General features: G+C 65.3%; 17 protein-coding genes. 15 read left to right on the top strand and 2 right to left on the bottom strand.

All coding sequences use genetic code 11. The features are described from left to right. Positions 1-17: 17 nt before the first annotated feature. From G515_RS0101510 to G515_RS0101450, 13 genes are all read left to right on the top strand, one after another. Positions 18-776 (top strand): ABC transporter permease, encoded by a 759-nt coding sequence (locus G515_RS0101510; protein WP_028658704.1) that lies wholly within the window; start codon positions 18-20, stop codon positions 774-776. A 233-nt stretch (positions 777-1,009) separates the two neighbouring features. Next, positions 1,010-1,552 carry an ABC transporter permease gene (locus G515_RS0101505; RefSeq protein WP_028658703.1) on the top strand — a complete coding sequence of 181 codons (543 nt, stop codon included), beginning with the start codon at positions 1,010-1,012 and terminating at the stop codon, positions 1,550-1,552. Positions 1,553-2,006: 454 nt separating this feature from the next. Further along, positions 2,007-3,395, top strand: coding sequence for an aromatic ring-hydroxylating oxygenase subunit alpha (locus G515_RS0101500; protein WP_028658702.1), 1,389 nt, complete (start codon positions 2,007-2,009; stop codon positions 3,393-3,395). After that, the gene (locus tag G515_RS0101495; RefSeq protein WP_028658701.1) at positions 3,392-3,979 is read left to right on the top strand and encodes a 3-phenylpropionate/cinnamic acid dioxygenase subunit beta; all 588 of its coding nucleotides are present in this window, start codon (positions 3,392-3,394) and stop codon (positions 3,977-3,979) included. The genes G515_RS0101500 and G515_RS0101495 overlap by 4 nt, the downstream gene beginning before the upstream one ends. Continuing rightward, positions 3,976-4,317, top strand: a complete 342-nt coding sequence (locus tag G515_RS0101490) for a hypothetical protein (protein WP_028658700.1) — start codon at positions 3,976-3,978, stop codon at positions 4,315-4,317. Before G515_RS0101495 ends, G515_RS0101490 begins: the two co-directional genes overlap by 4 nt. Beyond that, entirely contained in the window at positions 4,314-5,096 is a 783-nt protein-coding gene (gene hcaB, locus G515_RS0101485; protein WP_028658699.1) for a 3-(cis-5,6-dihydroxycyclohexa-1,3-dien-1-yl)propanoate dehydrogenase, read from the top strand. The genes G515_RS0101490 and hcaB overlap by 4 nt, the downstream gene beginning before the upstream one ends. Positions 5,097-5,115: 19 nt before the next feature. Further along, positions 5,116-5,313, top strand: a complete 198-nt coding sequence (locus G515_RS0101480; protein WP_028658698.1) for a ferredoxin — start codon at positions 5,116-5,118, stop codon at positions 5,311-5,313. After that, positions 5,310-6,479, top strand: a complete 1,170-nt coding sequence (locus tag G515_RS18990) for an NAD(P)/FAD-dependent oxidoreductase (RefSeq protein ID WP_051217724.1) — start codon at positions 5,310-5,312, stop codon at positions 6,477-6,479. Before G515_RS0101480 ends, G515_RS18990 begins: the two co-directional genes overlap by 4 nt. Continuing rightward, complete coding sequence (gene phtC, locus G515_RS0101470; RefSeq protein ID WP_028658697.1) at positions 6,476-7,231, top strand: 3,4-dihydroxyphthalate decarboxylase; 756 nt, start codon at positions 6,476-6,478, stop codon at positions 7,229-7,231. Before G515_RS18990 ends, phtC begins: the two co-directional genes overlap by 4 nt. Positions 7,232-7,332: 101 nt before the next feature. After that, the gene (locus G515_RS0101465; protein ID WP_036553748.1) at positions 7,333-7,923 is read left to right on the top strand and encodes an NADPH-dependent FMN reductase; all 591 of its coding nucleotides are present in this window, start codon (positions 7,333-7,335) and stop codon (positions 7,921-7,923) included. Then, on the top strand, positions 7,920-9,050 hold the full coding sequence (locus tag G515_RS0101460) for an alpha/beta hydrolase (protein WP_028658695.1): 1,131 nt from the start codon (positions 7,920-7,922) through the stop codon (positions 9,048-9,050). The genes G515_RS0101465 and G515_RS0101460 overlap by 4 nt, the downstream gene beginning before the upstream one ends. A gap of 19 nt (positions 9,051-9,069) precedes the next feature. Beyond that, positions 9,070-9,513: an AMP-binding enzyme gene (locus G515_RS0101455; RefSeq protein WP_028658694.1), complete on the top strand. Its 444-nt coding sequence runs from the start codon at positions 9,070-9,072 to the stop codon at positions 9,511-9,513. Positions 9,514-9,587: 74 nt separating this feature from the next. After that, entirely contained in the window at positions 9,588-10,361 is a 774-nt protein-coding gene (locus G515_RS0101450) for an IclR family transcriptional regulator (RefSeq protein ID WP_028658693.1), read from the top strand. 70 nt (positions 10,362-10,431) lie between these two features. Here G515_RS0101450 and G515_RS0101445 read toward each other — a convergent pair whose 3' ends face one another. Continuing rightward, positions 10,432-10,800, bottom strand: coding sequence for a nuclear transport factor 2 family protein (locus tag G515_RS0101445; RefSeq protein WP_028658692.1), 369 nt, complete (start codon positions 10,798-10,800; stop codon positions 10,432-10,434). A gap of 1 nt (position 10,801) precedes the next feature. Further along, positions 10,802-11,362 (bottom strand): VOC family protein, encoded by a 561-nt coding sequence (locus tag G515_RS0101440; RefSeq protein ID WP_028658691.1) that lies wholly within the window; start codon positions 11,360-11,362, stop codon positions 10,802-10,804. Positions 11,363-11,533: 171 nt separating this feature from the next. On the opposite strand from G515_RS0101440, the gene G515_RS18985 reads away from it, so the two are divergent. Further along, positions 11,534-12,322: a TetR-type transcription factor C-terminal domain-containing protein gene (locus G515_RS18985; RefSeq protein ID WP_036553744.1), complete on the top strand. Its 789-nt coding sequence runs from the start codon at positions 11,534-11,536 to the stop codon at positions 12,320-12,322. Positions 12,323-12,400: 78 nt separating this feature from the next. Next, positions 12,401-13,108, top strand: coding sequence for a hypothetical protein (locus tag G515_RS22920; RefSeq protein WP_084652920.1), 708 nt, complete (start codon positions 12,401-12,403; stop codon positions 13,106-13,108). Positions 13,109-13,114 lie beyond the last annotated feature (6 nt).

Genomic DNA, 13,114 nt, shown 5'->3' with positions numbered 1-13,114 from the left:
CTAGGAGTGGACGTGGCATGCGGCCGACTGCCGTCTACGCCTCGCGGTTCCTCGTGCTGGTTGCGATCGCGGCGGTTTGGGAACTCGGGTCACGCACAGGTCTGCTCGACCCGATGACCTGGTCGCGGCCAAGCCTGTTCATCCCTCAGTTCTTCGATTTGTTTGGGCTGACTGAGGTGAGGGTGGACCTGCGGTCGACGCTGATTAACATCGGGCTCGGGTTCGGCATAGGAGCGTTGTGCGGCGGCTTCATCGGGTTTCTCCTGACTGCGCTCCCTTCGATGACGCGAAATGTCTTTCTCGGGTACCTGGCCTCTGTTCAGGCCGTTCCACTTCTCATCTTCTATCCGCTGTTGCTAACGATATTCGGCCTGACCAGGGCTCCTATCGTATTGATCGTCTCCGTTGTGGTGACCGTCCCGGTGGCGATGAGTGTGGCGAATGGCCTGTTGTCGGTACCCGTCTCGCTGGATCGACTCGCGAAATCACTGCAGATGTCACGGGCGGCCGCGTTCAGGAAGGTTCATTTCCCAGCGGCAGTCCCGCATATCTTCCCCGGGGTACGACTGGGTCTGTTGGCTGCCGTTGTGAGCACGATCGGAATGGAATTCATTGTGTCTGCGACCGGACTTGGATATTCTGTGGCGCATACCTATCATGCCTTCGCCGTGGATCAGATGTATGCATTGATCCTTTTGATCTGCGTATTGGCAGTCCTTATCGACGTTGGGCTCACGAAGATGGAGAAGGAACTACGTCGGGATCGAGTGGCATGAGCACCACCGTAGCGCCCAATACTACGATTGCGTCTCGCACGCGGACCCTGCCGAGCGTCGGGAGTCTGCTGCTGAATGTTGGCATCGTTTGCGTATTCTTAATCGGTTGGTCCGTGGTATCTTCCGCGTCCCCCTACATCGCCTCGCCTGCAGCGACAGTCTCTGCTCTATGGGAGGGATTCACGCGAGGCGGGTTGGCCCCGGCAACGCTAGACTCATTGGGGTCCGCTTCGGTGGGCTTCGTCGTCGCGACCTCGTTGGGGATCCTGGTCGGCTACCTGCTGGCGACAGTCCCGTTCCTCGGCGCCGTCTTCTCACCGATGGTGCGTGGATACGGCAGCATCCCTCACATCGTCTTCCTGCCGATCCTGCTTGGAATCTTCGGTGTCGGGCATTCGGCCAAGATCACGATGGCCGTCCTCGTCGCTGTCTTCCCGATCATTGTGAATGTGTCAGCGGGGGTGGCGACGGTGCCGGCGCCCTTGATCAAACTGGGTCACTCGCTCGATCTCGGACATGTCGCGATGGCGTGGCGCATCACGCTCAGAGCTGCGGTACCGTCCATCATCGTCGGGATGCGGCTCGGCTTTGGTGCCGCTTTCTTGGCGGTCGTGATCTCGGAGTTCTTCGGCTCGCCTGAGGGGCTAGGAGTCGAGATGTCCCAGGCCTATGGCGCCTCCGCCTACGATCAATTACTTGCCGTGGTCAGCGTCGTCGCGCTGATCTCCCTCATCGGAAACTGGCTCTTCTTGATCGCCCAACGACGCCTTGCGTGACTCGGTGGGCCTTCGACCTGGTGGGTCGAGAGCGCCGACCATAGTTGGGGCGGACGGGTGTCGTCGCGTCGGCGAAGCGAAACGGCGTCTTGGACCGGCGCAGCGACACGCGACCAGTTGACTCGTCCATGAACGGATGTGGTCGCCGCGGGTCCCGGTGGCATCGTCGGATGCCGATCGGAGCTCACTTCTCGACGCAGTCACGGGCCGCCATTGCTTCAGGGACTGGCTGGTGCCGTTCCGTGGGCTTGGGCTGACCGTAGCGCCCTCCCGGACCGGGGGACAGAGGTGACCACCGGCCGTGCTCGGCCGGTCCGCCCGCTGTGTGGAGGGTCGGCGCCTCGCGTTTGCCTCTACGTCGTCTATCGCGGGCGCTCATTCCGAATAGCCCTTGACCTTGCGGGTTCTGCTAAGCAGAATTAGACTCTGAGAATCAGAGATCGAAGGAGTGATCATGCGAGACGCCGACGAGGTGCTGGCGAACGTGCGTCGTGGGATGCTCCCCGCGCACATCTACAACGATGCCGAAGTGTTCGAGGCGGAGAAGGAGCGCCTGTTCTCGCGTTCTTGGATGTTCGTTGCGCACGAGTCGGAGATTCCGCAGGTCGGTGACTACGTCGTTCGCCGCGTGATGGACAACTCGTTCATCGTCAGCCGGGCGCAGTCGGGTGAAATCCACGCGATGTTCAACATGTGCCTGCATCGGGGGATGCAGGTCTGTCGTGCCGAGCAGGGCAACGCCTCGCACTTCCGGTGCCCCTACCACGGCTGGTCGTACAAGAACGACGGCCGCATCGTCGGACTCCCGTTCCACCAGGAGGCATATGGCGGCGAGGAGGGGTTCGCGCGCAAGGGGCAGCGCCTCGTGCCGGCTCCAAGCCTGGACACGTACAACGGCCTGATCTTCGTCTCGATGGACCCCGAAGCGCCGCCACTGAGCGAGTTCCTGGGCGACTTCGCGTTCTACCTCGACTACTACACCAACCAGAGTCCCAGCGGGGTTGAAGTGCTAGGGCCACAGCGCTGGCGGGTGAAGGCCAATTGGAAGATCGGCGCGGAGAACTTCGCCGGCGACATGTACCACACCCCGCAGACCCACACCAGCGTCGTGGAGATCGGCCTGTTCCGCGAGCCGAAGGCCGAGAAGCGCAAGGACGGGTGCACCTACTGGGCCGGCAACGGCGGCGGTACGACGTACAAACTCCCCCCAGGCTCGCTCGAAGAGCGGCTGAAGTACGTGGGGTATCCCGACGAGATGATCAAGCGGATGAAGGATCAGTGGTCCGCGGAGCAACTCGACGTGATCGGCCGCGACGGCTTCATGATATCGGCCGCCTCGGTCTTCCCGAACCTCAGCCTGGTGCACAACTGGCCCAAGGTCGCCGACTCCGACGACGTCCTCCCGTTCATCTCGCTGCGCCAATGGCAGCCCATCAGCGCTGATGAGACTGAAGTCCTTTCCTGGTTCGTCGTGGACAAGGAAGCGCCCGAGGAGTTCAAGAAGCTGTCCTACAAGGCATACCTGATGTGCTTCGGAAGCAGCGGCATGTTCGAGCAGGACGACGTTGAGAACTGGGTCTCGCTCACTAACACGGCCGGCGGCACCATGGCGCGCAGCCTGCTGCTCAACGGACGGATGGGGCTGCTCAACGATGACCAGCCGGTCGTCACGCCACTGACCGAAGGGGAGTTCGCCGGGCCGGGCGTCGCCCGGGTCGGCTACGGCGAATACAACCAGCGCGCCCTGCTCAACGCGTGGGCTGACTACCTCGAGACGCCGCCACCCGTGGTCGCCCCCACTGTGGTCGGCCGACGCAAAGACGAGGGGAGCGAGTGCTCGTGACGACCTACATCCCGATCCGCTCCTCCGACTCCCCGCTGGGGCAGGACGCCCCCACCACGCAGGCAGTCGGTCGGTCGCTGCCCTTCGATGATCCGCGGCACCTGGCCATGCATCACTGGCTGGTCGAGGAGGCCTACGTGCTGGACCACCAAGACTACGACGTCTGGCTGGACCTGCTCGCCGAGGACATCCACTACTACATGCCGATCCGGGTGACCACAGCGATGGGCACCGGCTACGACACCGCCAAGCGGATGGCCCACTTCGACGAGGACAAGTACTCCCTGAGTCGCCGGGTTGCCCGGTTCCAGACAGAACACGCCTGGACCGAGGACCCACCCTCGCGGATCCGGCACCACATCTCCAACGTTCGCACCTTCGAAACCGACGCGGGGGATGAACTGGTGGTGGAGTCGGGTGTCCTGCTCTTCCGCAGCCGTGGCGACGTCAACGAGCCCTCGCTGATCTCGGCAGGACGTACCGACCTGCTCCGGCTTACCGGGGACCGCTGGTTGCTGGCCAGACGCCACATCGCGGTCGACGAGTCGGTGCTGCGCACCCAGAACCTGGCGATCTTCCTATGAAGCTCGGATGGGAGGGAGAGGCGGAGGACGCCGCGGCAGCGGCCCGCGCCGGGTCGGAATTGGCCGTGCTGACGTCCCAACGTGAGGGCGAATCACTCACGCTGGGCAACGAGTTCGCCGAGATCCGGGTCTCCAAGGTGCTGACCCGCAACGGCGCCAGGCTGCTCATCGAGTCGCCCCGGTCGGGGCAGTGGATCACCCTCGACCCGCTGGAGCTCGAGGCGCTGACCTGGCAGAACGAGGCGACGCTCTCGGCCATGGTCGGCAATCCGTTCGCCCCCCTCATCGCCGACGCAGAGGAGCCGACCGACGGGGTCGAGGGAGGGACCTCACCGTGACCGGCTGGTTGGAGGGCAAGCGTGCCCTGATAGTCGGTGCAGGGTCGGGGATCGGACGCGCTGTCGTTGACGCGTACGTCGAGGAGGGGGCCCGCGTCGCGGCCTTGGAGATCGACCCGGCCAAGTGCGAGGTCCTCGCGGCGGAGCATGCCGAGGTCTGCGTGGTCCAGGGAGACGCCACCACCCGTGCGGCCAATGACCGTGCGGTCGAAAGCGTGCTCGAGTCGTATGGCCGCCTTGACGTGCTGGTCTGTTGCGTGGGGATCTTCGACTTCTACCGGTCGCTGGCTGACATCGATGCCGATCAGCTCGACGGTGCCTTCGATGAGTTGTTCGGCATCAACGTTCGGTCACATCTGCATGCGGTGAAGGCCGCGATGCCTGCGCTGCGCGAGTCCGGCGGCAGCGTGGTGCTTACGGAGTCGACCTCTTCGTACTACCCGAGCCGGGGTGGGGTGCTTTATGTCGCCTCCAAGTTCGCCGTACGCGGCTTGGTCACCACGCTCGCCTACGAGCTCGCCCCTGACGTGAGGGTCAACGGGGTCGCGCCGGGGGGAACGCTGGGCACTGATCTGCGCGGGTTGGCCAGCCTGGGACTGGACGAGGCTCGGCTGGAAAGCCCCGACCGGGCCGCGGAACTCGCCGCGCGTACGCCGCTGGCGGTGGCACTCTCGGGCGCCGACCACGCTGGTAGCTACGTCTTCCTCGCATCCGACCGGGCGCGGGGCATTACCGGCCGCACCGTCCACACCGACGGCGGCATGGGAATCAAGGTCTGAGAACGAAAGGAACACCACCATGCCGATCCTGAAGGCCGATCTGTCCGCCTGCCAGGGGTACGCCAACTGCGTTGTCGGCGCCGAGGACGCCTACGACATCGACGATGACGGCGTCGTCGTCCTGCTGCGCACCGAGATCGAGGAGACCGAACGCGGACGGATCGAGACGGCTGCCCTCAGTTGCCCCGTCTCGGCACTGTGGCTGGAGGACGCGTGAGTGGGGTCGTGATCGTCGGCGGCTCCGTGGCCGGCATCCGCACCGCCCGGGCCTTGCGGGAACACGGCTACACCGGCTCGGTGCGCGTCCTGGAGGCCGAGACCGAGGTGCCCTACGACAAGCCACCGCTGTCCAAAGGCAGCGTCGACAATGACGCCCGCGTCCCGCTGATCTCCCCGGCGGAGGGCGACCAACTCGGCATCGAACTGCTGCTCGACTCTCGGGTCACCGGGCTCGACGTCGAGGCCCAGCGCGTGAGCCTGGAAAGCGGCGAGGCACTCGAATATGAACACCTCGTGATCGCGACCGGACTGACTCCCCGGAAGGGGGCGTACGACGTCGCTGGCGTGCACGTGCTTCGCACCCTGGCCGATGCACGTGGCCTGCGTGCCGCGCTCGCCGATGCGGAGCGGGTGTTGGTGCTGGGTGCCGGGTTCATCGGTGCCGAAGTAGCGGCCCTTGCCCGCCGACACGGCGTCGCGGTCACCCTCGTCGACCCAGCACCGGTGCCAATGGCCCGGGTCGTCGGAGCAGATCTCGGTGAACGGCTCTCCGCGCTGCACCGCCGGCACGGCGTCGACACCAGATTCGGTGTGGGCGTTACGACGCTTGAGCAGTACGAGGACGGCCATCGGGCACGTCTCGACGACGGGCAGGTCGTGGAGGCGGACGTGGTCGTTGTGGGAATCGGGTCCGAGGTCAACGTCGCCTGGCTGGCCGGGTCGGGGCTCGGCATCGATGACGGTGTGGTGTGCGATGGTCTCGGTGCGGTGGCCGGTGCGCCAGGCATCCATGCCGTGGGCGACGTCGCCAGATGGGACGGCGTCCGGGTCGAGCACTGGACGAGTGCGGTAGAGCAGGCCGTCTGCGTGGCCCGAAGCATCGCCCAGCCTGCAACCTCAACCGACCAGGACCCGTCCGGGAACATCCCGGCTGGCCACGTTCCGGTCGCCTACGTATGGAGCGACCAGTACGACTGGAAGATCCAACTCGTCGGTGTCCGCGATGTGTCTACCGCTCCTGAGGTCGTGGAACAGGCAGAACCCTTCCGTCTTGCCGCCACCTGGCGCGACAGGGCTGGCCGGGTGACCGGTGGCGTCACCGTCAACTGGCCGCGCGAGTCGGTCCGTCTGCGGACTGCGGCGGCCCGGGGTGGGGCGGCATGAGCCTCGATGACTTGCGTGCGGAGGTGGCCGACGGCTGTCGGGTGCTTGCCGCCCGAAACCTCGCGCCTGGCTTCCTCGGCCATATCAGTGTGCGGATCGACGAGTACCGGCTCCTGGTGCGCTGCCGCGGCAGGAACGAGCGGGGCCTTGCGTACACGACCGCTGGCGATGTGCGCCTCGTCGACACGGAGGGCCGCCCCGGAGAACGGGGTGAGCTCGACGGCTACACGGTGCCGTTCGAACTCCCTCTGCATACGGCGGTACTGCGCCACAGGGCGGACGTCGACGTGGTCGTCCACGCGCATCCTCGCGACGTGGTCATCGCCGACCTCGCCGGGCTGCCGATCCTCCCGATCGTGGGCGCCTACGACATCCCCGGCGCAGTCCTCGCCGCCGGCGGCGTACCGGTCTTCCCCCGCTCAGCCTTGATCTCTACCACCGATCTCGGTGCCGCCGTGGCCGCGACCCTGGCCGATCGACCTGTCGTGGTGATGAGAGGGCACGGTCTGACGTCGACGGGGTCATCGATCGCGGAGGCGGTACTCCGCGCCCAAGCCGTGGCCACCCTCGCAGACCTGTCGCTCAGAATTGTGGCTGCCGGAGGTGAGCCCACGCCGATCGGACCGGAGGAACTCGACGCACTGCCCGACCTGGGGGTTGCGTTGAACACAGAGACGGCTTGGCGACACGAACTCGCAAGGTTGGCTGAACCTGGCCTCGTGCCCCTGGCGATCGCCGAGGTCACGGGCTAGCACCCTGGGCGCTCGCTCGAGTCGACCGTGTTCGCCCATCAAACAGCGAGGCGGGCTCGTCCAAGCCTCGTCATCAAACACGCCCATCTGGGAGAGACGAAATGAACGGAACCGGAGACCGAGTGAGGGTCTGGGCGATCGCGGGAAGTCTGCGCACAGACTCCTGGAATCAGAAACTGCTCGTGGCCGCGGCAGCCCTGGCCCCTGAGGATGTCGACGTCCACATCAGCGACGTGCTTCCGCAGATCCCCCTGTTCAACGAGGATCTGATCGGCAACGAGCCTGCTGCTGTGGGCAGGCTGCGCGCCGAGGTTCAAGCCGCCGATGCCGTCCTGATCGTCACGCCCGAGTACAACGGCATGGTGCCGGGGGTGCTCAAGAACCTGTTGGACTGGATCACTTTCCCCCTCTTCGCCTGCGCGATGATGGACAAGCCCGTCTCCCTGATGGGCGCCTCGACGGGCAAGCTCGCCACCGCTCGCGCGCAGAGCGGCCTGCGTCAACTGTTCGTCTACAACCGAGCGCTCGTCGTCCCGAGCCCGGAGGTGCTGGTCAACTTCGCGCACGAGGCCTTCGATAGCAAGGGACAGTTGATCGACCCGATGTACCGCGACCGAATCGCGCACCAATTCGCGTACCTGAAGAAGTACGCGCGACTCAACACAATGGACGAGGTGGCTCTCAACTCATGAACCAGCAGGTCGACAAGCAGTTCGTCAGCGGCATCTCGCCCGGGGCCGGTCGCGCCGGCGCCGGCGGCTATCCGCTCCAAGGCAACTACTTCACACCCACCGGGCAGCGCCCGCGGATCGCTATGATCGCCGCCCACTACCAGATCGACTTCTCCGAGCACTATCTCGCGGACCTGATGGCCGAGCGCGGCATCGGCTTCCTCGGCTGGAACACCAGGTTCCGAGGCTACGAGTGGCAGTTCACGCTCGACCAGGCGCTGATCGATATCGGGAGCGGCGTTCGCTGGCTCAAGGAAGAGGCAGGCGTCGACCATGTGGTGCTGCTTGGCAACTCCGGCGGCGGCTCCCTGATGGCGGCCTACCACTCCCAGGCAATCGAACCGAGCGTGCGACCGGCCCGGGACGCCGCACCCGCACCCGGGGTCGAAGACTTGATCCCCGGCGACGCCTACGTGTCACTCGCAGCCCACCTTGGCCGCCCCGACGTGCTGACCGACTGGCTGGATGCCTCGGTGACCGACGAGAACGACATCACCGCAACCGATCCAGACCTGGACCTGTTCAACCCGCAGAACGGCCCGCCGTTCTCACCCGAGTTCTTAGCCCGCTACCGCGCCGCACAGGTCGAGCGGAACCACCGGATCACGCGTTGGGCTCGCGCGGAGCTCGAGCGGATCACTGCGCTGGGATGCGCCGACCAACCGTTCACCGTGCTACGTACGTGGGCCGACCCGCGGATGGTCGACCCGACCCTCGAGCCGTCGCAGCGTGCCGCGGGACGCTGCTACCGCGGTCCGACAGAGGCCGCCAACAAGAGCGGTCAAGGCATCGGGGGCCAGACGACGCTGCGTAACTGGCTCAACATGTGGAGCCTTGAGGAGTCGCAGTGTCGCGCGGAACCGCACCTGGCGAAGGTGACAGTGCCGGCGCTGGTGATCAACCCGGACGGGGACACTGGAGTCTTCCCGAGCGACGCTGCACGAATCAACGACGCTATCGCGAGCACGGACAAGACCAGGATCGACCTGCCTGGGGACCACTACTTCCTGGAGCCCACCGGGGCCCGTGACAAGGTGGCCGACGAGGTCGCCGCCTGGATCAAGGCCCGCTTCCCGGAGGCCTCATGAATGACCCGGCACTGTCCCGATGGATGAGATCTCGATCGCCCCACGCCAGCACTGGGTCAGGAGCAACGCCGCGGCGACAGCAGAGGCATTCACCGGCGGGTGGTTCCGCTCCGGCGACTTGGTGCGCGTCGACGGCGAGGGAATTGTGTACGTCGCTGACCGAGCCAAGGACACGATCATCTCGTGCGGCGAGGTGGAGAACGTGCTGTCCGGACCCCCCGGCCTCGCAGAGATCTCGGTCATCGGCCGCGATGACGAGCGATTGGGCGAGACCCCGGCCGCCGTCGTCGTACCCGCGGACGGCGCGGAACTCGAACTCGAAGAGCTCCGAGCTTGGGGCTCGGGTCAACTCGCCCGCTGCAAGCTCCCGACCGTCCTCGAGATCGTGCCCGAACTCCCACGCAACCCATTGGGCAAGGTGACCAATGACGCAATGCGGGAGAGGTCCGGAGCACCCGCATGAGCGAACGAACCTCGTCGCCGGCGATCGACATGACCCACCCACAGCTAGGGGGAGTCAATCGCTACAGTTCACCCGTGACCACCGGGGAGCAAGCGAACCGCCCGCAGTACCCGATCGAGTCGGTCGACAACGCGCTCCGAATCCTGCTGCTACTCGGCGAACGACGCAGCATCCGGCTCATCGATGTCAGCGAGTACCTTGGCGTCGCGTCGTCCACCGCGCATCGGCTGATGGCGATGCTCGTCTACCGTGGTTTCGTCCGGCAGCAGGAGGGCACGAGGGCCTACGAACCGGGTCCGGCATTGACCACGATCGCATTCTCGGTACTACGGCAGCTCGACGTCCGTGCACGGCTGCATCCCTACCTGGAGCGGATCTCGGCCGCCCTAGGCGAGACCGTCCACCTGAGCCGCCTCGACGGAGCAACCGTGTCTTTCGTCGACGCCGTAGAGAGCCCTCGTGCCGTACGGGTCGGGTCCCGACTCGGGAAGACGATGCCTGCGCACTGCACGTCATCGGGCAAGGCGCTGATGACGCTGCTTGATGACGACGCGATCCGCGTGCTTTACCCAAGTCAGAAGCTGCCGCCCCTCATGCCCGGCTCGGTGACCAGACGATCGGTGCTGCTCGAACAGGTCGCAGCCGCCCGTCGCGACGGCTTCGCCACCAGCCAGGAGGAAAGCGAAGAGGGCGTCGCATCGGTGTCCGTCCCGCTCGGGGAGTACGGCGGTGCCCGTTATGCCCTCAACGTCGCCACCCCCCAGGGGCGAATGACCGATCAGGCGCGCACGGAGATCGCTGAAGAGTTGATCTCTGTCGCGACCGAGATGCGCTCCTACTTCATCTGACCGAATCGCATCGCAACAGCCATGAGCCCGCCGGCGCGTCCGCGCCGGCGGGCTCATGGCTGTTGCGATGTCAGCTGAGCGCTGACAACAGCTGCCCGCGGTCGAAGTACTCCTCGATCCGGTGGATCATGCGGTTCGACACGTAGACCCGGAGGATCGCCGGTACGTACGCGGTCTTTCCACCGCGGCTGGCCACGATCACGTGCTGGCGCAGGAAACCGTCCTCGAGCGCGACCGTCCGTGCCTCGGTGTACCCGAAGCTGTCGTAGCGCTTCGGGATGCTCCCCAGCGTTTGGAGGTTCTCGGCCTTGGACTGGTCGGTGTCGTCATAGTTGTGCCAGATGGTGACATCGTCGCTGTAGTAGCCACCGACTGCCTCAATATCGCCCCGTGAGACGGCGTCGAAGAATCCGGAGGCGAAGGCCAAGGTCTCGGACATGTCAGGCGCTCACTATGTTCGCGGGTACGCCCTGGGCGTTCACCGGCGCCAGATTGACGTCGTCCTCATTGAGGTCGCGGGTCCAGGCTGCGAACTCCAGTAGCACGCCGTCGGGATCGAAGAAGTACATCGAGCGTACGTAGACACCGTCGTGCATCTCTGCGGCGACGCCACGCTCGCTGTCGTCGTGGTTGAGGACCGGGCCGGTCTGCACCCCCTTAGCTTCGAGGCGTGCCTTGTACTCGTCAAACTTCTCGAGCGGGATGGTGAAGGCCACATGGTTCATCGAGGCGTGGGCGGTGGCGATGTCGCCGACGCCCGGGAGCGCCGCCGCAGAGGCGACCCCCGGGACCTTCTTCGGAGCGTCCGGGAACCAGAAGAACGCCATGTAAGAGTCGTTACCCATGTCGAAGAAGAAGTGCTGACCGCCGCCCGGCATCGTGATCGTCTTCTTCAGTTCCATACCAAGCACGTTCGTGTAGAAGTCGACCGTGCGCTCCATGTCTTCGCACACCAATGCCAGGTGGCATAGTCCGCGGATCTCGAACTCCTTGTTCGCCACTGCTCTGCCTTTCGACGCGTCGCTGCCTCTGCTCGAACGTGACGCTAGTCACAGGTGTTCGTTCGGTCAAGAGCGAACGTCCGCTAATTCTCGTCCGTACGCGGGCGATTCTGGAGGTACGAGGGGGATACGGTGTGCGTCGTGGCCGGACGACTAGACCAAAGTGCGGGGGTGCTCGGCGCTCAGATGAAGGCTGCCCGAGTCTCGAGAGGCCTTGGTCTTCGCGAGCTTGCGCAGCAGCTGGGGATGAGTCCGTCGTCGTTGAGCGAATTCGAGCATGGCAAGAGTCGTCCGGGCTCGGAGCGTCTGAGAGCGCTCTCCGCGGCGCTTGAAGTGCCGATCGAACAGGACCCCCCGACGCTCGGGCTGCTGTCCTTCAGACACTGGCGCGACTACGGCGTGCTCGAGGTCGACGCGGTATCGCAGGCAGGCCTCGATCTCTTCGTAGAACGCGGCTATCACGGTTCGACGATGCGGATGATTGCCGAGCGCTGTGGGATTACCGTTGCCGGCATCTACCACCACGTGCCGAGCAAGCATGACTTGCTGGTGAGGGTGATGCGCCGGGCTATGACGGAGTTGGTGGCGCGGTGTGAGGCTGCGGATGCCGAGGGTGTCGACTCGGAGGAGCGGCTGCGAAATCTGGTTGAGAGCATGGTGCTGTTCCATGTCATCCGGATGCCGTGGGCCTATGTCGTCACGAACGAGGCGCGGACACTCCAGGGTGTCGCGGCCACCGAGATGCTAGAGGGGCGGCGCCACGTGCGTCAGCTGTTCGAGGATGCCGTTGCGGGCCGCCGAGGGAGTGCTCAGAGGCGTGTCCCCGACCGGGTCACGGCCAGGGCGATCGTCACCATGACGACCTCGATCCCGGACTGGTATCAGGATGCCGGTCAGCCGGAACCGCGGCTGCTCGCGTTGCAATACATCGAGCTTGCCGAAGGCATGGTCCACCACTAGCGTCGCGGCGGAGACTGCGTTCCCAGTCTTACGCAGCCCGAAGCGCTGCCCGAGATCGCGAGGCACTCGCAGATCCCGGTGATCGCCGACATCCACTTCCAGCCCAAGTACGTCGTCGCCTTCCAGTCCAAGTACGTCGTCGCCGCGATCGAGGCCGGCTGCGCGGCCGTCCGGGTGGTGCGTCTGCCTGGCGACGCAGGGCAAGTCGAGGTTCGCGCTTACAATTCGTCGTTCGACGATTTCGACGAGAGCGAGGCGCTCCTCAAGCAAGCTCAGTTCCGCTTTCACGGTGGAACAGCCAAGTACTGGTGGCGCCTCGTGCCCCGGCAGGCGCATGTGATGGCGAGGCACGGCTCCGGACTGCATGGTCGCAATACCCCGGCGTCCGGATCGAGGCTTGGCGAGACGGTCGATGCAACATCGAACTTCACGTCCCTGGTGGACGACAGGGCATGGAGCCCCGTTCTAACGGGCTGGCGGGCAACCAGCCTTCAGTCGTCTGCGATCGTGGTAGCCGAGTCGTGCGAGGGCGCGGTTTGGGCGCGCCTTGAATCGCAATGGCCCGCAGCTGCATGCCGACGCGTCAGGCGCCCGAAACGGCAACACCGCAGGTCAGCGGCCATATTCTCCCAGCGGCCACAGCGGGTCGCAAACAGCCGTGCCTACGCTCAACGCCATGTGTCTCTTCCCGATGACGCACCACGTCGAGTGCGTCGCCCTGTTCGTGCCGGAGGGGGCCGACCGGGCCTGACCCACGCTGATTCTTCCCATCAGCAGGTCCGCTGACCGGGC

This window comes from Nocardioides insulae DSM 17944 (assembly GCF_000422825.1).
Lineage (GTDB): Bacteria > Actinomycetota > Actinomycetes > Propionibacteriales > Nocardioidaceae > Nocardioides > Nocardioides insulae.
This window is presented reverse-complemented; position numbering and strand designations above follow the sequence as displayed.

Bases quoted from the DNA above. Each gene is read 5' to 3' on its own strand.
- G515_RS0101510 (WP_028658704.1), top strand. From the start codon at position 18: ATGCGGCCGACTGCCGTCTACGCCTCGCGGTTCCTCGTGCTGGTTGCG.
- G515_RS0101500 (WP_028658702.1), top strand. From the start codon at position 2,007: ATGCGAGACGCCGACGAGGTGCTGGCGAACGTGCGTCGTGGGATGCTC.
- G515_RS0101490 (WP_028658700.1), top strand. From the start codon at position 3,976: ATGAAGCTCGGATGGGAGGGAGAGGCGGAGGACGCCGCGGCAGCGGCC.
- G515_RS0101480 (WP_028658698.1), top strand. From the start codon at position 5,116: ATGCCGATCCTGAAGGCCGATCTGTCCGCCTGCCAGGGGTACGCCAAC.
- phtC (WP_028658697.1), top strand. From the start codon at position 6,476: ATGAGCCTCGATGACTTGCGTGCGGAGGTGGCCGACGGCTGTCGGGTG.
- G515_RS0101465 (WP_036553748.1), top strand. From the start codon at position 7,333: ATGAACGGAACCGGAGACCGAGTGAGGGTCTGGGCGATCGCGGGAAGT.
- G515_RS0101460 (WP_028658695.1), top strand. From the start codon at position 7,920: ATGAACCAGCAGGTCGACAAGCAGTTCGTCAGCGGCATCTCGCCCGGG.
- G515_RS0101455 (WP_028658694.1), top strand. From the start codon at position 9,070: ATGGATGAGATCTCGATCGCCCCACGCCAGCACTGGGTCAGGAGCAAC.
- G515_RS0101445 (WP_028658692.1), bottom strand. From the start codon at position 10,800: ATGTCCGAGACCTTGGCCTTCGCCTCCGGATTCTTCGACGCCGTCTCA.